The 17,822-nt window shown below is 74.9% G+C and carries 17 protein-coding genes; 9 read left to right on the top strand and 8 right to left on the bottom strand.

The features are described 5' to 3' along the window. The first annotated feature begins 59 nt into the window (after positions 1-59). Complete coding sequence (locus ACFYOJ_RS11755; RefSeq protein WP_356551825.1) at positions 60-605, top strand: YciI family protein; 546 nt, start codon at positions 60-62, stop codon at positions 603-605. A gap of 12 nt (positions 606-617) precedes the next feature. Here the strand turns inward: ACFYOJ_RS11755 and ACFYOJ_RS11750 are convergent, their stop codons facing one another. Together ACFYOJ_RS11750 and ACFYOJ_RS11745 are read right to left on the bottom strand one after the other, a co-directional pair. Further along, positions 618-1,769, bottom strand: coding sequence for an XdhC/CoxI family protein (locus ACFYOJ_RS11750; RefSeq protein ID WP_356551824.1), 1,152 nt, complete (start codon positions 1,767-1,769; stop codon positions 618-620). Positions 1,770-1,830: 61 nt separating this feature from the next. After that, positions 1,831-3,288: an NCS2 family permease gene (locus ACFYOJ_RS11745; RefSeq protein WP_356551822.1), complete on the bottom strand. Its 1,458-nt coding sequence runs from the start codon at positions 3,286-3,288 to the stop codon at positions 1,831-1,833. A 369-nt stretch (positions 3,289-3,657) separates the two neighbouring features. Between ACFYOJ_RS11745 and ACFYOJ_RS11740 the strand changes: the two genes are divergently transcribed. Both ACFYOJ_RS11740 and ACFYOJ_RS11735 read left to right on the top strand, forming a co-directional pair. Further along, positions 3,658-5,361: a PucR family transcriptional regulator ligand-binding domain-containing protein gene (locus tag ACFYOJ_RS11740; protein WP_356551820.1), complete on the top strand. Its 1,704-nt coding sequence runs from the start codon at positions 3,658-3,660 to the stop codon at positions 5,359-5,361. 150 nt (positions 5,362-5,511) lie between these two features. Further along, positions 5,512-6,300: a hypothetical protein gene (locus ACFYOJ_RS11735; RefSeq protein ID WP_356551818.1), complete on the top strand. Its 789-nt coding sequence runs from the start codon at positions 5,512-5,514 to the stop codon at positions 6,298-6,300. A 69-nt stretch (positions 6,301-6,369) separates the two neighbouring features. Here the strand turns inward: ACFYOJ_RS11735 and ACFYOJ_RS11730 are convergent, their stop codons facing one another. The 4 genes from ACFYOJ_RS11730 to ACFYOJ_RS11715 form a co-directional block, all read right to left on the bottom strand. Then, on the bottom strand, positions 6,370-7,005 hold the full coding sequence (locus tag ACFYOJ_RS11730) for a hypothetical protein (RefSeq protein WP_356551816.1): 636 nt from the start codon (positions 7,003-7,005) through the stop codon (positions 6,370-6,372). Positions 7,006-7,290: 285 nt separating this feature from the next. After that, a complete protein-coding gene (locus tag ACFYOJ_RS11725; RefSeq protein WP_356551814.1) occupies positions 7,291-8,148 on the bottom strand; it encodes a hypothetical protein in 858 nt (285 codons plus the stop codon). After that, the gene (locus tag ACFYOJ_RS11720) at positions 8,145-8,516 is read right to left on the bottom strand and encodes a TraR/DksA C4-type zinc finger protein (protein ID WP_356551812.1); all 372 of its coding nucleotides are present in this window, start codon (positions 8,514-8,516) and stop codon (positions 8,145-8,147) included. The genes ACFYOJ_RS11725 and ACFYOJ_RS11720 overlap by 4 nt, the downstream gene beginning before the upstream one ends. A gap of 45 nt (positions 8,517-8,561) precedes the next feature. Beyond that, positions 8,562-8,891, bottom strand: coding sequence for a TraR/DksA C4-type zinc finger protein (locus ACFYOJ_RS11715; RefSeq protein ID WP_356551810.1), 330 nt, complete (start codon positions 8,889-8,891; stop codon positions 8,562-8,564). A gap of 373 nt (positions 8,892-9,264) precedes the next feature. Here ACFYOJ_RS11715 and ACFYOJ_RS11710 point away from each other — a divergent pair, with 373 nt between their 5' ends. The 4 genes from ACFYOJ_RS11710 to secD all read left to right on the top strand — a co-directional run bounded on the left by ACFYOJ_RS11710 (position 9,265) and on the right by secD (position 14,039). Beyond that, positions 9,265-10,230, top strand: a complete 966-nt coding sequence (locus ACFYOJ_RS11710; protein WP_356551808.1) for a sensor histidine kinase — start codon at positions 9,265-9,267, stop codon at positions 10,228-10,230. Positions 10,231-10,232: 2 nt separating this feature from the next. Further along, entirely contained in the window at positions 10,233-10,928 is a 696-nt protein-coding gene (locus ACFYOJ_RS11705; RefSeq protein ID WP_356551806.1) for a response regulator transcription factor, read from the top strand. A gap of 291 nt (positions 10,929-11,219) precedes the next feature. Beyond that, positions 11,220-11,573 carry a hypothetical protein gene (locus ACFYOJ_RS11700; RefSeq protein ID WP_356551804.1) on the top strand — a complete coding sequence of 118 codons (354 nt, stop codon included), beginning with the start codon at positions 11,220-11,222 and terminating at the stop codon, positions 11,571-11,573. A gap of 78 nt (positions 11,574-11,651) precedes the next feature. Then, positions 11,652-14,039 (top strand): protein translocase subunit SecD, encoded by a 2,388-nt coding sequence (secD, locus tag ACFYOJ_RS11695; RefSeq protein WP_356551802.1) that lies wholly within the window; start codon positions 11,652-11,654, stop codon positions 14,037-14,039. A 66-nt stretch (positions 14,040-14,105) separates the two neighbouring features. Here secD and ACFYOJ_RS11690 read toward each other — a convergent pair whose 3' ends face one another. Beyond that, complete coding sequence (locus ACFYOJ_RS11690) at positions 14,106-14,942, bottom strand: GntR family transcriptional regulator (RefSeq protein ID WP_356551800.1); 837 nt, start codon at positions 14,940-14,942, stop codon at positions 14,106-14,108. A gap of 167 nt (positions 14,943-15,109) precedes the next feature. Between ACFYOJ_RS11690 and ACFYOJ_RS11685 the strand changes: the two genes are divergently transcribed. Then, complete coding sequence (locus tag ACFYOJ_RS11685) at positions 15,110-15,955, top strand: (2Fe-2S)-binding protein (protein ID WP_356551798.1); 846 nt, start codon at positions 15,110-15,112, stop codon at positions 15,953-15,955. Positions 15,956-16,255: 300 nt separating this feature from the next. Next, positions 16,256-17,308, top strand: coding sequence for a DUF2637 domain-containing protein (locus ACFYOJ_RS11680; RefSeq protein WP_356551796.1), 1,053 nt, complete (start codon positions 16,256-16,258; stop codon positions 17,306-17,308). A gap of 68 nt (positions 17,309-17,376) precedes the next feature. Here the strand turns inward: ACFYOJ_RS11680 and ACFYOJ_RS11675 are convergent, their stop codons facing one another. Continuing rightward, a complete protein-coding gene (locus ACFYOJ_RS11675) occupies positions 17,377-17,775 on the bottom strand; it encodes an ATP-binding protein (protein WP_356551794.1) in 399 nt (132 codons plus the stop codon). Positions 17,776-17,822: the final 47 nt, after the last annotated feature.

Raw genomic sequence — 17,822 nt, 5'->3', positions numbered from 1 at the left:
AGCGGGCCGCTTCGGAAAGGCCTTGAAACGGCGCCGCGCGTCGGCAAGGGTCTGTGGTCATGGAGTTCTTCTGCTACCACCGCGACCGCCCCGGTTCCCTCCCCCTGCGCGAGCGGCTGTCGGAGGCCCACTGGTCCTACATGGACGGATTCGCCGCGGAGCTGATCGCCCGCGGCCCCACCTTCGCGGACGACGGGGAGACGCCCTCCGGCAGCGTGCACATCGTCGATCTGCCGGGTCCCGAGGCCGCCCGCGCGTTCGCCTTCGACGAGCCGAACCACCAGGCGGGCGTCTACCGGGACGTGCTGCTGCGCCGGTGGCGCAACGTGCTCGGCCGCACGATGTGGGACTTCCCCGGCGGCCGCACCGGTGGCGACCGCTACCTCGTGCTCGGCCTCGGCGCGGGAGAACCGGCCGACCTCGAACCGGCCGACCGGGACGAACTCATCGCCTACGGCCCTCTGCTGTCCGACGACGGCGCCGCCTGGCTGGGCACGGCCGTCCTGCTGAGGGCCCCGGACCGGGAGGCGGCCCGCGCGGTCCTGACCCCGGACCGTTACGCCACCGTCGAGGTCCACGAATGGGAGCCCGGCGGCCGCCGGTGACCGGAGCCCCGCTCACACCACGGAGCCGGCCTGTCCCGCCCCGGCCCGGGCGCCGTCGTGGTGGATCGGGGTGCGGGCGCCCGTCAGGGGGGTGCCGGTGCCGCCGTGGCGGGTGGCGACGATCTCGGCCGCGATCGACAGGGCCGTCTCCTCGGGCGTGCGGGCGCCGAGGTCGAGGCCGATGGGGGACCGCAGGCGGGCCAGCTCCTGGTCGGTGACGCCGGCCTCGCGCAGGCGCCCGACGCGGTCCAGGTGGGTGCGGCGGGAGCCCATCGCGCCGACGTAGGCGACCGGCAGGCGCAGCGCCAGTTCGAGCAGGGGTACGTCGAACTTGGCGTCGTGGGTGAGGACGCACAGCGCCGTGCGGGCGTCGACGTCCGTGCGTTTCAGGTATTCGTGGGGCCACTCGACGACGATGTCGTCCGCGTCCGGGAAGCGGGTGCGCGTCGCGAAGACGGGGCGGGCGTCGCACACCGTGACGTGGTGGCCGAGGAACTTGCCGGCGCGGACCAGCGCGGAGGCGAAGTCGACCGCACCGAAGACGATCATGCGCGGGGGCGGGACGGACGTCTCGACGAGCAGGGTGAGCGGTGCTCCGCAGCGCGCGCCCCGCTCACCGGCCTCCAGGGTGCCGGTGCGGCCGGCGGCCAGGAAGGCGACCGCCTCCGCGGCCACCGTGCGGTCCAGTCCGGGACGACCGCCGAGGTCGCCCTCGTAGGAGCCGTCCGGGCGGACGAGGAGCGCGCCGCCCCGCAGTCCGGCCGGGCCGCGCACGACCCGCGCCAGCGCCGCCGCCTCCCCGCGCGCGGCGGCGGCGAGGGCGGCGGCGACGACCGGCCGGGCGGGGTCGTCCGCCCGTACCGGCGCGACCAGGACGTCGATGGTTCCGCCGCAGGTCAGGCCCATGGCGAAGGCGTCCTCGTCGCTGTGGCCGAAGCGTTCCACCACGGTCCGCCCGTCCCGCAGCGCCTGCCGGCACAGCTCGTACACGGCCCCTTCCACGCAGCCGCCGGAGACGGAGCCGATCGCCGTGCCCCCGGCGTCCACCGCGAGGGCGGCGCCGGGCCGGCGGGGCGCGCTGCCGTCGACGGCCACGACGGTGGCCACCGCGACGTCGCGCCCCTGCCCGAGCCACCGGTGCAGTTCCTCGGCGATGTCCAGCATCTGTCGGTCTCCCGGTCCCCTCGTCCGGCAAGTGGTACGGACGGGGTTCCCCCGGGGACGGCTAGTGCACGCCCAGCCAGCTCTCGATCGGGTTGAGGGCGAAGTAGACGACGAAGACCACCGTCAGCGCCCACATGAACGCGCCGGTCTCCCGGGCCCTGCCCTGGGCCGCCTTGATGGCGACGTAGGAGATGACGCCGGCGGCGACACCGGCCGTGATGGAGTACGTGAACGGCATCAGGACGACGGTCAGGAAGACCGGGATCGCGGTGGCGCGGTCGGCCCAGTCCACGTGCCGGGCGTTCATCATCATCATGGCGCCGATGACGACGAGCGCGGCGGAGGCGACCTCCTGCGGCACGATCGCGGTGATCGGCGTGAAGAAGAGGCAGGCGGCGAAGAACAGGCCGGTGACGACGGAGGCGAGTCCGGTGCGGGCGCCCTCGCCGACGCCGGTCGCGGACTCGACGAAGACGGTCTGGCCGGAGCCGCCCGCCACACCGCCGACGACGCCGCCGGCGCCGTCGACGAACAGCGCCTTCGACAGGCCCGGCATCCGGCCCTTGTCGTCGGTGAGCTTCGCCTCGGTGCCGACGCCGATGATGGTGGCCATCGCGTCGAAGAACCCGGCCAGCACCAGCGTGAAGACGATCATGCCGACGGTCATCGCGCCGACCTCGCCCCAGCCGCCGAACTCCAGCTCGCCGAAGAGGGAGAAGTCGGGCATGGAGACCGCGCTGCCGTGCAGTTCGGGGGCGCCGTTGGCCCACTGCTTCGGGTCGATGACGCCGGCGGCGTTCAGCAGGGCCGCGACGACCGTGCCGGTGACGATGCCGATCAGGATGGCGCCGGGGGTGTCGCGCGCCTGCAGCATGAAGATCAGCAGCAGGGTGCCGGCGAAGAGCAGGACGGGCCAGCCGGCCAGCTCGCCGGCCGGGCCGAGGGTGAGCGGGGTGGCCTCGCCCTTGTGGACGAAACCGCCCTTGACCAGGCCGATGATGGCGATGAACAGGCCGATGCCCATGGTGATGCCGTGCTTGAGGGCGAGCGGGATCGCGTTCATGATCATCTCGCGGAGGCCGGTGACCACGAGCAGCATGATCACCACGCCGTACATCACGCACATGGCCATCGCCTGCGGCCAGGTCATCTGGGGCACGACCTGGCCGGCGACCACCCCGGACACCGAGAGCCCGGCGGCCAGGGCGAGCGGCACCTTGCCGACGAAGCCCATCAGGAGCGTGGTGAGCGCCGCGGCGAACGCGGTCGCGGTGATCAGGGCCTTCTGCCCGAGGGTGTCCCCCGCCGCGTCCTCGCCGGACAGGATGACGGGGTTGAGCAGGAGGATGTACGCCATCGCCATGAAGGTGGTGACGCCGCCGCGCACCTCACGCGCGACCGTCGATCCCCGGTGGGATATGTGGAAGTACCGGTCGAGCCAGGACCGTCCGGAGGGGACGCGGGAACCCGCGCCCGCGTCCTTTGCGGTGGTCCCGGGATCCGCCGACTGCTGGGTCATGGGGCCGTCTCCCGAATTTCCTAGGGCACCCGTCTCGGCCGCCGCGGCGGCCGCGGGATGGTGGGTGTGCACGACCCCGGGGGACGGCCCGAGGCGAACGCGTGGATGGTGGTGCGTGGTGCGTGGTGTGCGGTGCGCCGGGCCCGCGAGCGGAACGGGCCGGGTGCGGCGGGGGGCGGGCTCAGTACACCGTCCGCCGCTCGGGCCGGGTCAGTCGCAGAAACCATGAAGGAGTTAGCTGGCCACGGCGGGCATCTTGTAGATTCGTATGAATGGAGGCCCTCCGGGGTCTCCTCGCTCACCTCCGGAAACGGGCGACACGGCCGCGTGACCTGGACCACTTCGAGACATAGAACGGCGGCGACGAGAATGCGGCTGCGCGCACTGCTGGACACCGACGCGCTGGGCCTCAAGCTGCTCGGCGGCGAGGACGAGCTGGACCGCGCGGTCCGGGGCGTGATGACCACCGACCTGCGGGACCCCAGCCGCTACCTCTCGGGCGGGGAACTGGTCCTGTCCGGCCTGGCCTGGCGCCGGGACGCCGCCGACTCCGAGCCGTTCGTCCGGATCCTGGTGCAGGCCCAGGTCGCCGCCCTCGCCGCCGGCGAGGCGGAGCTGGGGAGCGTACCGGAGGACCTGGTGGTGGCCTGCGCCCGGCACCGGCTGCCGCTGTTCGCGGTCAACGAGTCGGTGGCGTTCGCGACCATCACCGAGCACGTGGTGCGGCAGGTGTCCGGCGAACGCGCCGGGGACCTCGCGGCCGTGGTGGACCGGCACCGCAGGATGATGACCTCCGGCCCCGCGGGCGGCGGCCCCGACGTGGTCCTGGACCTGCTCGGCTCCGACCTCGACCTGCGGGCGTGGGTGCTGTCGCCGACCGGGCGGCCGGTCGCGAGCCCCGAGGACTCGGGCCCCGCGCTGCCCCCGGAGGTGTGTGCGAAGCTGGCGGCCGAGCACCTGGCCGCGACCCGCGCGGGCCGGCGGGCGCCGCACCGGGTGACGCTGGGCACGACGACGTACAGCCTCTTCCCGGTGCGCGGCACGGGGCCCCGCCCGGCGGTGGACGGGGCGGACCGTGTCCCGCGGACCGCCCGGGAGGCGCGCGAGTCCGCGCTGTCCGACTGGCTGCTGGCCGTGGAGGCGGACGCCGGGGAATGGGCCGAGGAACGCCTCGACCTGCTGCACGGCGTCACCCAGCTGATAGCGGTCGAACGGGACCGGCGGGAGGCGGCGCGCACGGTGCGCCGGAGGCTCGCGCAGGAGGTGCTGGAGCTGGTGCAGACGGGCGCGGTGCCCGCGGAGATCGCGGCCCGGCTGCGGGTCGCGGCGCCGGTGCTGCTGCCGGGCCTCGGTGCCGCTCCGCACTGGCAGGTGGTCGTGGCCCGCGTCGAGTGGGCGGACGGCGGGGACGACGAGAGCGGGCCGGTCGCCCAGCGGCTGCTGGAGGAGATCCTCGTCGACCCGCTGGCCACCGGCCCCGAGCACTCCGACCGCATCGCCGTGGCGCACACCGGCGGGGAGGCCGTGGCGCTGGTCCCGCTGCCGGCCGTCTCCGCCGAGCACGACGGCTCCGAGACCGGCATCCTCGCCGACGCCCTGCTCAGCGCCGTACGGGGTCCGCTGACGGCCGGTCTGGGCGACGACGGGCGGATCACCCTCGGCGTCAGCGCGGCCGTGCACTCGGCGGAGGGGCTGCGCGGCGCGCTGGAGGAGGCCCGGCACGCACGCCGGGTGGCGGCCGCCCGCCCCGGCCGGGTCTGCGCGGCCGGCCACCAGGAACTCGCCTCGCACGTCCTGCTCCTCCCCTTCGTCCCGGACGACGTGCGCCGCGCCTTCACCGCCCGGCTGCTGGACCCGCTGCGGGACTACGACCGCCGCCACCGCGCCGAGCTGATCCCGACGCTGGAGGCCTTCCTCGACTGCGACGGCTCCTGGACGCGCTGCGCCACCCGGCTCCACCTGCACGTCAACACGCTGCGCTACCGCGTCGGGCGGATCGAGCAGTTGACGGGGCGTGACCTGTCGCGGCTCGAGGACAAGCTCGATTTCTTCCTGGCGCTGCGGATGAGCTGAGGCACGGGGCGCGCGGTGCCCCGAACCTCGGCGCCCGGAAGTCCCACGACTTTGTGAAATTTTTCACCCAACCTCTTGGCCGGGCCCCCGATCCGTGCTGAGATGCCGCCACCACTCGACGGCTCGATGGCGTGCTTTGGGGAGGGCGACGTGGCGCATTCCGCCATGGCTGGTTCTGGTTGGGGAACGACCGAGGGTGACGATCCGCTCCAGACCGCGGTGTGGCGGCTGCGCTCGCGCGCCTGCTGGGCCGACGCGGCGGCCCTGCTGCAGCCGGTCACCCCGGCCGTCGCCCTGCAGCGCGCGGCCCTGCTGGTGGAGCGGTGCCTGTACGCCGAGCAGGGCTGGGCGGAGGCGGAGGACGCCCTGCGCACCGCGGAGGCGCTGGCCCACACGGACGACGAGCGCGGGGCCGCCGCCTGCGAACGCGGACAGCTCGCCTACGCCGCCACCGTGCACGGGGTGCGCGACCGGGCCGACGAGGCGCGGGCCGCGCTGGGCCGGGCGGCGGCGCTGATCGCGCCGGGGGCGCCGGGGCGGGCGCTGCTGGACTTCCGGCGCGGGCTGGTCGCGGAGAACCTGACCCGCTCACCGCAGGCCGCCCGCGCGGCGTACCGGCGGGCGCACGCCGGGGCCACGGCGCAGGGGGATCCGCTGCTGCTGTCGTCCACCTGGCGGCATCTGGCCGGACTCGCCCTGCGGGAGGGGGAGTTGACGGAGGCCCGGCACGGGTTCGCCGAGTCGCTCCGCATCCGCGAGGAGCTGGGCTACCTCGTCGGTACGGCCCCGGCGCTGGTGTCGCTCGCCGAGGCGGAGTCGGAGCCGGAGGCGTCCCGGCTGCGGGAGGAGGCGCGGCGGCTCCTGCGGCTGCTCGGCGGCGTACCGACGTGGCTGGCCCGCCGGCTGACCCCGCCGGAGGCGGACGCGGCGACGGCCTGACGGGGGGTCACGCCGGGCGGGCACCCCGAAGAGCGTCCCGGGGCCGCCGGGCGTTCCGGGGCACGTCGGCTACGGAAAGCCGCTCCAGCGCGGGGACGTCGCGGCCCAGGCCCTGTCCCACGCGGCGAGGTTGCGCCGGTGCAGGACCAGGGCGGTGACCGCGTGCGCGGCGAGGCCGGCGAGGACGACGCCGAGGAAGGCGAGGATCGCCCAGCCCAGGCTGCGGCTGCGGATCTCTTCGGCGCCCAGCGGCGGCCCGGTGATCGCCCCCGTCCGATCCACCCAGACCAGGACGGTGCTGCCCGCGGACAGCCCGGGCTCGACCTCGGCCTTCCCGGTGCGGGGCGTGCCGTCGGGTCCGGTGAAGCGGACCTCGGCCGGGTAGCGGGTCCTCCTCGCCTCCTCCGACCCGGGTTCCGGATGGCGCGGGGCGTCGTGGACGAGGACCGCGGGCACGTGGTCCCGGGTCCGTTCCTGGTGCGCGGCGGTCTGACGGTAGTGCCGGTACGCGCTGTCGCCGACCATGACCAGCACCGTCGGGGCCGCCAGCAGCACGGTGAGCAGCAGCCCGCACGAGACCCACGCCTGCGCCCGGTCGGTGCGGCGCCGCAGGGCGTTGCTCCGCCACCGCCACAACAGGAGGTGGGGGTGTCGTCGGGGCGCGCGATCCGGGGGCCGCTGGGCTTGCGGCGTCTCGCCGGCCACGGTGTGCCTCCTTCCAGGGTCCGGGGCCCCGGGCCCTGAGTCCGAGGCCCGGGCAGCCGGAACAGGGTGCGGGACGGGCGGTACGGCACGGCGCGGTACGGGGTGGTACGGGGCGACTGCGTCCCGGCGGCACGGCGCACCGGGCCGCCTGGGCGTCCCGGTGCGCCGTGCCGCCGGCCCCCGTCCGCGCGTGCGTGGTGGGCGGGTCCGGTGCCGGCCGCGACGGCGGGGGGAAGGGGGGTCGCCGCCGCGGCCGGCGCCGGGGGTAGGGCCGTGCGGCCGTGGTCAGTGGGAGTGCCGGTCCCCCGGCCCGGCGTACGGGTCCGGGGTGGGCGGGTCCGTACCGGGGTCCATGGTCGACGGGTGCGCGTGCACGGCCTCCAGGAGCTTGGCGGCGCCGCGCACGGCGGCGGTGTGCGGCGCGGGCACGGCCCGCAGGGGCGCGTGCAGCCTGTCGGTGAGCCGGCAGGTGATCTCGGGCCGCAGGGCGCCCCCGCCGGCCAGCAGCGGCCCCCTGCCCAGGGCGTCGACGGTGAGGGACGTACGGTCCTGGCGCAGCATCGAGGTCACCATGCCGGCCACCGCGTCCGCGATCTCGGTCGCCGGGGTGGCGGCGTCCAGGTCGCCGGTGCCCAGCGCGGTGCGGCGCGCGTCGAAGACGGCGCCGTCCACCAGCAGCACCACCTCGGTCAGATGGGCGCCGAGGTCCACCACCAGCAGCGGCCGGGACAGGTCGGCCCCGGCCGCCAGCGCGACGGCCCGTGCGCTGGGGATGGTCAGCACGCTGCGCGGACGCAGTATCTCCACCGCCGTACGGGCCTCGGCGCGGTAGGCGTAGCCGTCCAGGACGGGCGCGCTCACCACGACCAGCGGGCGGCCGAAACGGGGCAGGCGGTTGCCGAGCAGCCGGTCGAGCATCCGGGCCGTGCCCGGGGTGTCGACGATGGTGCCCCGCTGGATGGGATAGACGGCGCCGGCGCCGGGGAAGGTGACCGTCGGCACGTCGAGGATCACGCCCCGGCCGGCGACCCAGGCGCGGGTGCGGGCGCTGCCCATGTCGAGGGCGACCCCGCTGCAGTGCCGGCACAGCGGCCACGGCCGGTGCCGGGCCGGGGCGGCACGGGGCCGCCGGACGACGGTCATCGTCCGGCCTCCCGCACCTGCTGGCAGCGGGCGCAGAAACGGGCCTGCGGCACGATGACCAGCCGTTCGCGGGCTATGGGCCGCCGGCACAGATGGCACGAGCCGTAGCAGCCCTCGTCCATCCGGCCGAGGGCCGCCTCCACGTCGGCCAGGACCATGCGCGCGGAGGCCGCGAGCTCGGCCCGGACCTCGGCCCGCTCGGCGGAGTGCCGCGGGGGCCGCCCGTCCCGGGGGGACGGGACGGCCGTGATCTGACGCAGCTGCTCCTCGCGGAAGAGCCGCTGCTCGAGGAGGCTGTCCCGGAGCGCGGCGAGGTCCTCGGGCGACAGACGTGTTGCGTGGTCGTCGATGATCCGGTGATTCACCACTTCACCCCTCGGCAGGGCGGGAGAGAAAGGCTGGACGGACGGTGCTCAGGCGGCGGCACGGCGCTGGCAGGCGACGCAGTACCGCGTGTAGGGGAGGATCTCCAGGCGCTCGCCGGGGACGGGCTTGCCGCAGCCGAGGCAGGCGCCGTAGGTGCCGTTCTCGACGCGCGCGAAGGCCTCGTCGATCTCCTTGAGGACCCGCTCGATGGCCGCCTTCTGCGCGGACATCAGCTGGTCCTCCGCGCTCTGGCCGCTCTCGCCGAGAGCCTGCAGCTGGGTCAGCCGGGTGTTGCGCGCGTGTTCGAGACGCTGGCGTGCCTCGTGAGCGGTCAGCCGTTCGGGGCGGGGTTCGATGCGGGAGGAGTCGAGCGACACGATGAATCCTTTTCTCTCGCGTACCGCGGGGTACGGCTGCCGGCCCGGCCGGCCGGGTCGGCGGGTACCGGGAGTACGGGTGCCGGAAGCAGGGGGAAGTCCCGGCCTCCCCCTACCCTGGCCGCTCGGCCGGCGCCTGCCCATCGGGCGCAGACCCCATTTGACCGGGGGCGGAGCAACCACTGCGCCCTGTCCGGGGACGGCCGTACGAGTGGAGGGCGCCAGGAAATGGGGGTCACACCCCATCGACTCGGCGGGGCGCAGGAGGCAGGCTGTGCTCAGGCTCGGTCGTGATCAAGGGCCGCAGCTCCCACCCGGGTGCGCGATGACCGACGCAGTTGCCTGTCATGTCGCACAAGGAGGCGTACCCCCGGTGTCCCTGTTCTGGCGGATCTTCGGACTCAACGCGGTGGTGCTGGGCTTTGCCACGGCACTGCTGCTGTGGGCCCCGGTGACCGTCTCCGTCCCGGTCCTGCTGACCGAGGCCGTCATCCTCGTGGTCGGCCTCGCCGTCATGCTGGTCGCCAACGGCGCCCTGCTGCGCTGGGGTCTGTCACCGCTGGACCGGCTCACCAAGCTGATGACCACGGTCGACCTGCTGCGCCCCGGCCAGCGGCTCCCGGTGTCCGGCGGCGGTGAGGTGCCCGAGCTGATCCGCACCTTCAACGCCATGCTCGACCGCCTGGAGCACGAGCGGGCCACCAGCAGCGCCCGGGTCCTGCTCGCGCAGGAGGCGGAGCGGCGCCGTATCGCCCAGGAGCTGCACGACGAGGTCGGGCAGAGCATGACGGCGATCCTGCTGGTGCTGGGGCGTGCCGCGGACGACGCCGATCCGCCGCTGCGCGACGAACTGCACCAGGCGCAGGAGATCACCCGGGAGAGCCTGGACGAGGTCCGGCGCCTGGTGCGCCGGCTGCGGCCCGGGGTCCTGGACGACCTGGGGCTGATCAGCGCGCTGACCTCGCTCACGCACGACTTCGCCACGCACACCGGCCTCAGGGTCACGCGCCGCTTCGCGTCCGACCTGCCCACGCTGGACCACGAGACGGAGCTGGTCCTCTACCGCGTCGCGCAGGAGAGCCTGACCAACGCCGCCCGCCACGCGGACGCCGAACGCCTGGAGGTGAGCCTGGACCACGCCGACGGGGCGGTGGTGCTCACCATCACCGACGACGGCCGCGGCATCGAGGCGGCGCGCGAGGGCGCCGGGATCCGCGGCATGCGCGAGCGGGCGCTGCTGATCGGCGCCGCCCTCGACATCACCTCGGCCCCCGGGGCCGGCACCCGCATCCGGCTCACCGCACCCGTACCCGCACCCGCACCCAGGAAGCAGCCCTGACCATGTCCGACCCGTCCCTGCCCGGCTCCTCCCCGTCGGGACCCTCCACGTCCCCGATCCGGATCCTGCTCGCCGACGACCACGCGCTGGTGCGCCGGGGGGTGCGCCTCATCCTGGACCGGGAGCCGGACCTCGAGGTGGTCGCCGAGGCCGGGGACGGCGCCGAGGCCATCGACATGGCCCGCGCCCACACCGTGGACCTCGCCGTGCTGGACATCGCGATGCCCAGGCTGACCGGTCTGCAGGCGGCCCGGGAGCTGGCCGCGCTGAAGCCGGGTCTGCGGATCCTGATGCTGACGATGCACGACAACGAGCAGTACCTGTTCCAGGCGCTGAAGTCGGGTGCCTGCGGGTACGTCCTGAAGTCCGTCGCCGACCGTGACCTGGTCGCCGCCTGCCGGGCCGCGGTGCGGGACGAGCCGTTCCTGTACCCCGGCGCGGTCACCGCCCTCATCCGCAACTACCTCGACCGGGTCAGGCACGGCGAGGAGACCGCCGACCACATCCTCACCCCCCGCGAGGAAGAGGTCCTCAAGCTGGTCGCCGAGGGCCACTCGTCGAAGGAGATCGCCGAGATGCTGTTCATCAGCATCAAGACGGTCCAGCGGCACCGGGCGAACCTGCTGCAGAAACTCGGTCTGCGCGACCGCCTGGAACTGACCCGGTACGCGATCCGCGCGGGCCTCATCGAACCCTGACGCCCCGTCCCGAACCGTCCCGCCACGCACCTCCCCCGCACCACCCCGTCCCCGAACCACCCGGGGCCCCGGCCGCCTACTCCCCGGCCGGGGCTCCGGGCCCACCCGCTCCCCCACCACGAAAGGGACCGGCGCATGCGCCCCGCACCCTGGCCCCGCCCCCCGGCCCCCACCGGGACACCGCGGTCCGGCGTGCACTCCCCCGTCCCGGTCGCACCCACCCCCGCCCCCCGGTCCGGCCGCGGGAAGGGCCGACGGCCGGGGCGCCGTCCCGCGGGGACGGTCACCGCCGTGCTGGCCGTGCTGCTGACCCTGCTCCCGGCGTGGCCCGCGCCCGGCGCACGCGTCGCCGCCGGCGGGCCGCTGCCGGTCCACTCGGCCACGGCCGTACCGCATCCGGACACCGGCTTCCACGGCGAAGACGGCTGCCCGTCGGCCTGCGCCGCCCAGGCCAGGTCCCGCCACGACCACCTCGGCGAACGTCCGGCCCCGCCGGAGCACCACGTCACCACCGGGCACGGGGCCGGCGTCGTCCCGGCCGCCCGCGGCGGGCGGACCACCATGGCGTCCCGCCCGCTCTCCGTCTCCCCCGGCCGCACCAGCCACGACCGCGGGCGAGCGCCTCCCGCGCCCTCCGGCACCTGACGATCCCGTCCTTCTTCTCTTCCCTCTCCCGTCGCGGCCGCGCAGACCGCCGCCGCGGCGTGCCGGCCGGAGGTCCGTGTGAAACGTTCACGTCCCCGTACCCGTACCCGATCCCGCGCGCAGACACAGGCCCTGCGCCTGCGCGCGCTCATCGCCCTGGCCGTGATGGCCGCCGCGGTGGCCATCACCCTCACCATGCCGATCCGCCTCGGCCTCGATCTGCGCGGCGGCACCCAGATCGTGCTGGAGACCAGGTCCACATCCACCACCAAGGCCGACCGGGCGGCCACCGACCGCACCGTCGAGGTGCTGCGCGGCCGGATCGACGCGCTGGGCGTCGCCGAGCCGACCATCGTCCGCTCCGGCGACAACCGCGTCGTCGTCGAGCTGCCGGGCGTACAGGACCCGAGGAAGGCGGCCGACGTGCTCGGCCGCACCGCGCAGCTCACCGTGCACGCGGTGCTCGGCGCGGCCGAGTCCGCCGAGGGCGCCGACGCGAAGCAGACCGACCCGGCCAAGGAGCGGGTGCTGCCGGACGAGTCCGGACAGCCGCTGCGGCTGAAGGCGGCCGACCTGACCGGTCAGGACGTCGAGGGCGCCGACGCCCTCTTCGACCAGCAGAACGGTGCCGGCTGGCACGTCACCGTGGACTTCAAAGACAAGGGCTCCGACCGGTGGACCAAGGTGACCGGCGAGGCCGCCTGTCACCCGGCCGGCGACCCGAAGCGCCGTGTCGCCATCGTGCTCGACAACAAGATCATCTCTTCGCCGCAGGTCGACCCGTCGGTGACCTGCGGGGCGGGCATCGCCGGCGGCTCCACGCAGATCACCGGCTCCTTCGACGACGCCGAGGCCCGCGAACTGGCCCTGCTGATCAAGGGCGGCGCCCTGCCCGTGCCCGTGGAGACGGTGGAGCAGCGCACCATCGGCGCCACCCTCGGCGACGAGGCGATCTCGGCCGGCGCCTGGGCCGCCGTCATCGGCACCGCGCTGACCGCGCTGTTCATCATCGTCGTCTACCGGCTCATGGGCGCCCTGGCGACCGTGGCGCTGCTCTGCTACGGCCTCATCTCCTACGCCGCCCTGGCCGCCGTCGGCGCGACGCTGACCCTGCCGGGCCTCGCCGGTTTCGTCCTGGCGATCGGCATGGCGGTGGACGCCAACGTCCTCGTGTTCGAACGCGCCCGCGAGGAACAGGCCCTGCGGACGCGCCCCAGTACGCGCTCGGCGCTGACGACCGGTTTCCGCAGCGCCTTCAGCGCGATCGCCGACTCCAACATCACCACGCTGATCGCCGCCGCCCTGCTGTTCTTCCTGGCCTCCGGTCCGGTGAAGGGCTTCGGCGTGACCCTGGGCATCGGTGTCCTCGCCTCCATGGTCAGCGCCCTGGTGATCACCCGGGCGCTCGCCGAGTTCGCCGCGGGCCGTCCCGCGGTCTTCCGCCGCCCGCACCTCACCGGCATCTCCACCACGGGCCCGGTGCGCGACGCCCTGACGCGCCGCGACCCGTTCCTGATGCGCCGTCCGCGCCGCTGGCTGGCGGCCTCCGGCATCGTGCTGGTGCTGGCCGGCTCGGGCATCGTGGCCCGCGGCCTCGACTTCGGCATCGAGTTCACCGGCGGACGGCTCATCGAGTACTCCACCGCCAACGAGGTCGACCCCGACCGGGCCCGCACCGCCCTCGCCGACGCCGGCTTCCCGCGCGCGGTCGTCCAGTCCTCCGGCGACAGCGGGCTCACGGTGCGCACCGAGGAGCTGACCAACACGGAGGCGGTCACCGTCACCGAGACGATCAGCGAACTCGGCGGCAGGACGGAGAAGGTCCGCGACGAGCTGATCGGTCCCAGCCTGGGCGCGGAACTGCGCCGGGACGCCCTCATCGCCCTCGGCCTGGCCCTCGGCGCCCAGCTGCTCTATCTGGCCGTCCGCTTCCGCCTGCTGTTCGGCGCCGCCGCGGTCGCCGCGCTGGCACACGACGTGGTGATCCTCGTCGGGGTGTTCGCCTGGCTCGGCAAGCCGATCGACGGGGTGTTCCTGGCGGCGCTGCTGACGGTGATCGGTTACTCGGTCAACGACTCGGTGGTCCTGTTCGACCGCATCCGGGAACTGCTCGGCAAGGACCGCAAGACCCCGTTCGCCCGGCTCACCAACCGGGCGATCCTGCAGACCCTGCCCCGTACCGTCAACACCGGCATGGGCGCCGTGCTCATCCTGGCCTCGCTGGCGGTGCTCGCCCAGGACTCGCTGACCGACTTCGCCCTCGCGCTGCTGATCGGCGTCGGGGTCGGCACGTACTCCTCGGTGTTCGCCGCCGCGCCGATGGCCATCGAGCTGCACGGCCGCGAGAACGGGCCCCGCTCCCAGCGCCGCACGGGCGCCGGCGGGAAGCGGACGGTGCGGCAGCGCACGCGGGAGAGCGAGCCGCGGGACAGCACGACGCGGGAGGTGTCGCAGGAGGTCCCTTAGCGGACCGGACGGGCGGGCCCGGATCGGCCACGGCGGCGACGTGGACGTGGACCGTGCCGGGCCCGCTCAGGACACCGCGGCGAAGTGCTCCGTCACCAGTGCCCGCACGGCGTCCTGGTCACCGGCGATCAGCGCGTCCAGCAGGGCCGTGTGCTGGTGCGCGTCGGCGACCAGGTCGGGCCGTCCCCGCACCGCGGGGACGGCCGCCGGCGGCCACTGCGCGCGGCGGTGCAGGTCGGCGGCGACCCGCAGGAGCTGGTTGTTGCCGGCGAGCGCGAGGACCTCGCGGTGGAAGGCGCGGTCGGCCTCGGCGTAGGTGACCGGGCAGCCCGAGGACGCGGCCCGGACGGTGGCCTCGGCGACGGGGCGCAGCCGGGCCCAGCGTGCGGCGGGCACCGTGCGGGCCAGCCGCAGCAGCACCGGGACCTCGATCAGGGCCCGGACCTCGGCCAGCTCGGCCAGCTCCCGGGCGTCGCGCTCGACGACGCGGAAACCCCGGTTGGGGACGACCTCGACGGCGCCCTCCAGGGCGAGCTGCTGCATCGCCTCGCGCACGGGGGTGGCGGAGACGCCGAACCGTTCGCCGAGCACGGGGGCCGAGTACACCTCGCCGGGGCGCAGCTCACCGGAGGTCAGCGCGGTGCGCAGGGCGTCGAGGATCTGCCCGCGCACGGAGGAACGCCGGACCGGGGCGCGGGGGCTGCCGGGCGGCTCGCCGTGCGTGTGCTCGCCGCGCGCCGTGCCTGCGGGTCCCGGCGCGGCGTCGGACCGCCCCGGCGCGCCGGCGCGGTCCCGGGTGCGCTCCCGGTCCGCGGGCGCGGGCTGGGCCGGCACCCGCGGCGGCTTCGCGGCGCGGTCGCGCGGGTCCCCCGTCCTGGTGGAACCGTGTGCGCTCTGTTCCACGGTTCTTCCTCCGGGACGTGTCGGCACTTGAGGTCATTACGGCCGTTTGCCGTCCGGCCCGTCAAGCACCCTAAGGGCACAACCCGTCGGTTCCCATTTTCCGGATCTTCGGTAAGGTAAGGCTTACCTGAAGCACCCGTTGTCCTGATGTGGATCGGTGGTCCCGCATGCCTGTCTCCCCCTCGGCCGTCGCGGATTCCTACGCGCGCCTGTCGGAGGTCCTGCCGGGACTGGGCATCACCGAGACGCCCGCGGGCGGGGAGCTGCCCGCCGGCGGCGGCTGGGTCGGCGCCGCCTCGCTCGCGGCCGGCGGCGACGCGCTGGACTCCTTCCTCGCCTGGGACGACGCGCAGGTACTCCGGGACTACGGCCGGCGGGCCCGGCCGGACGTGATCGCCAGCTTCGGCCTGCACCGGTACGCGTGGCCCGCCTGCCTGCTGATCACGGTGCCGTGGTTCCTGCACCGCAGGGTGCCCCGCTACCCGGTGACGCACGTCGCCTTCGACCGCGCCGCCGCGGGACTGCCGCTGGGCCGCATGGCGGTGCGGCCCGCCGGCTTCGCCTGTCTGCCCGGCGACCCGGCCGCCGCCCTGCCCGGCGCCCGCGTGGTCGCCGACGAGGAGGCCCTGCGGGCCGAGGTGCGGGCCGCGGTCGCCGAGCACATGGAACCGGTGCTCGGCGGATTCGGGCCGCGCATGCGGCGGCGCGGCCGCGCCCTGTGGGGCATGGCGACCGACGAGGTCGTCGAGGGGCTGTGGTACGTCGCCCACCTGCTCGGCGAGCAGGAGCGGGGACGGCGGGAGCTGGAGGCGCTGCTGCCGGGCGCCACCAAGCCGTACGTCGGCACGGCCGCGTTCCGGGAGCTGACCGGGCCGGACGGCGAGCCGCTGCACACCCGGGACCGGGCGAGCTGCTGCATGTTCTACACCCTGCGCCCCGAGGACACCTGCGCCACCTGCCCGCGCACCTGCGACGCCGACCGCGTCGGCAAGCTGCTCGCCACCGCGGGCTGAGGTCCCCCCTCCCACCGCCCGACGGGCTCTCACCCCGCCCGCGTGAAGACCGTCCGGCGTCCCGCGCGGCGTTCCCCGACTCCCCCGTGCCTTGCGGGAAGTTTCCGCGCAACCACCCGTACGAGCCCCCTTATTCGTACACAACTCCCGCTTCCCGCGCGGTAGTTCGAACTGAATGCCGCCCTGGCCCCTCCCTCCTCACTCCCTGGGCTGCCTCTTGCCCCGAAACCCCCTGAGGGCCGACGGGTCTGGGCCACCATGGCGGGCAGTTACGCCCTCTCCCAAGGCAAGGGACCCCAGATGAGATTGACCGACATATCGCTGAACTGGCTGCTTCCGGGCGCCGTACTGCTCCTGGGCATGCTGGCGGCGGTGGCGGTGCTCGCGCGCGGCAAGCGATCCTCGGTGAAGGACGCGGGCGCGGACGATTCGTGGGAGCGTGCCGAGGAGCGCCGCAGGCGCAAGGAGGCCGTCTACGGCAGCGTCTCCTACGTCCTGCTCTTCTGCTGTGCCGCGGTCGCCGCGGCGCTCTCCTTCCACGGCCTGGTCGGCTTCGGCGAGCAGAACCTCGGCCTGAGCGGCGGCTGGCAGTACCTGGTCCCGTTCGGCCTCGACGGGGCGGCGATGTTCTGCTCCGTGCTCGCGGTGCGCGAGGCCAGCCACGGTGACGCGGCGCTCGGCTCCCGGATACTCGTCTGGGCCTTCGCCTTCGCGGCCGCCTGGTTCAACTGGGTGCACGCGCCCCGGGGCGCCGGCCACGCGGGCGCCCCGCACTTCTTCGCGGGCATGTCCCTGTCGGCCGCGGTGCTGTTCGACCGGGCCCTGAAGCAGACCCGCCGGGCCGCGCTGCGCGAGCAGGGCCTGGTGCCGCGTCCGCTGCCGCAGATCCGCATGGTCCGCTGGCTGCGGGCGCCCCGGGAGACCTACCGCGCCTGGTCGCTGATGCTCCTGGAGGGCGTGCGCAGCCTCGACGAGGCGGTCGAGGAGGTGCGCGAGGACAAGCGCCAGAAGGAGGAGGCCCGTCGGCGCCGCCGCGAGCAGGAGCGCCTGGAGCGCGCGCGGTTGAAGGCGATCAGCCGCGGACACGGCCACCGGGGTTTCCCCGGCCGCGGCGGCCGGCGGGTCGAGGTGGAGGTGGAGCAGATGGAGCGCGGCTCGGACCGGACCGCCGCGGAGCCCGCCATACCGGCACCGGAGTCCCTGCCCGTACGCCGGCGCCCCTCCCTGCAGCCCGTGCCCCACGGAGCTGACCCGGTCACCGTCGACCTCACCGCGGAGGACGACACCCAGACCCTGCCGCGCCTGGACTCCCTGGAGCGCAAACTCAAGGACCTGGAGCAGCAGTTCGGCTAGGAGCGGCCCGACCGCTCCCGGCGAGAGGGGCGTGGCCGCGTGTCACGCCCCTCTCGCGTCCTTCGCGGTCACGCGGCCTCGGCGTCCAGCTCGAACCAGACCGACTTGCCCTCGCCGTGCGACCGCACGCCCCACGCGTCCGCCAGGGACTCCACCAGGACGAGCCCCCTGCCGTTGGTGCTCTCGTCCGGTACGGGAGCGCGCCGTCCGGGCATCCGGGCCGCGCGGTCCCGCACCTCCACCCGCAGCGCGCTCTTCGAGACCGTCGCGGTCAGCACCGCGTCGTCGTCGGTGTGGACCAGCGCGTTGGTCACCAGCTCGCTGGTGAGCAGTTCCGCCACCTCCGACCGCCCGGGCCTGCCCCAGTGCCGCAGCAGCTCACGCAGCGCCCGGCGCGCCTCGGGCACCGCCCGCAGGTCCGCCCGGCCGAGCCTGCGTCTGAGCTGTGGCACCGTCTGCCTCCCCATGTCCCCCGCCCGCGTGCCGATGTCGGTTCCCCTTCCACTCGAACGCT

It is taken from the genome of Streptomyces sp. NPDC006384 (assembly GCF_042870695.1).
GTDB lineage: Bacteria > Actinomycetota > Actinomycetes > Streptomycetales > Streptomycetaceae > Streptomyces.
Note: the sequence above shows the minus strand (reverse complement) of the source record. Positions and strands in the feature narration are given on the sequence as shown.

Bases quoted from the DNA above. Each gene is read 5' to 3' on its own strand.
- ACFYOJ_RS11755 (WP_356551825.1), top strand. From the start codon at position 60: ATGGAGTTCTTCTGCTACCACCGCGACCGCCCCGGTTCCCTCCCCCTG.
- ACFYOJ_RS11750 (WP_356551824.1), bottom strand. From the start codon at position 1,769: ATGCTGGACATCGCCGAGGAACTGCACCGGTGGCTCGGGCAGGGGCGC.
- ACFYOJ_RS11745 (WP_356551822.1), bottom strand. From the start codon at position 3,288: ATGACCCAGCAGTCGGCGGATCCCGGGACCACCGCAAAGGACGCGGGC.
- ACFYOJ_RS11740 (WP_356551820.1), top strand. From the start codon at position 3,658: ATGCGGCTGCGCGCACTGCTGGACACCGACGCGCTGGGCCTCAAGCTG.
- ACFYOJ_RS11725 (WP_356551814.1), bottom strand. From the start codon at position 8,148: ATGACCGTCGTCCGGCGGCCCCGTGCCGCCCCGGCCCGGCACCGGCCG.
- ACFYOJ_RS11705 (WP_356551806.1), top strand. From the start codon at position 10,233: ATGTCCGACCCGTCCCTGCCCGGCTCCTCCCCGTCGGGACCCTCCACG.
- ACFYOJ_RS11685 (WP_356551798.1), top strand. From the start codon at position 15,110: ATGCCTGTCTCCCCCTCGGCCGTCGCGGATTCCTACGCGCGCCTGTCG.
- ACFYOJ_RS11680 (WP_356551796.1), top strand. From the start codon at position 16,256: ATGAGATTGACCGACATATCGCTGAACTGGCTGCTTCCGGGCGCCGTA.
- ACFYOJ_RS11675 (WP_356551794.1), bottom strand. From the start codon at position 17,775: ATGGGGAGGCAGACGGTGCCACAGCTCAGACGCAGGCTCGGCCGGGCG.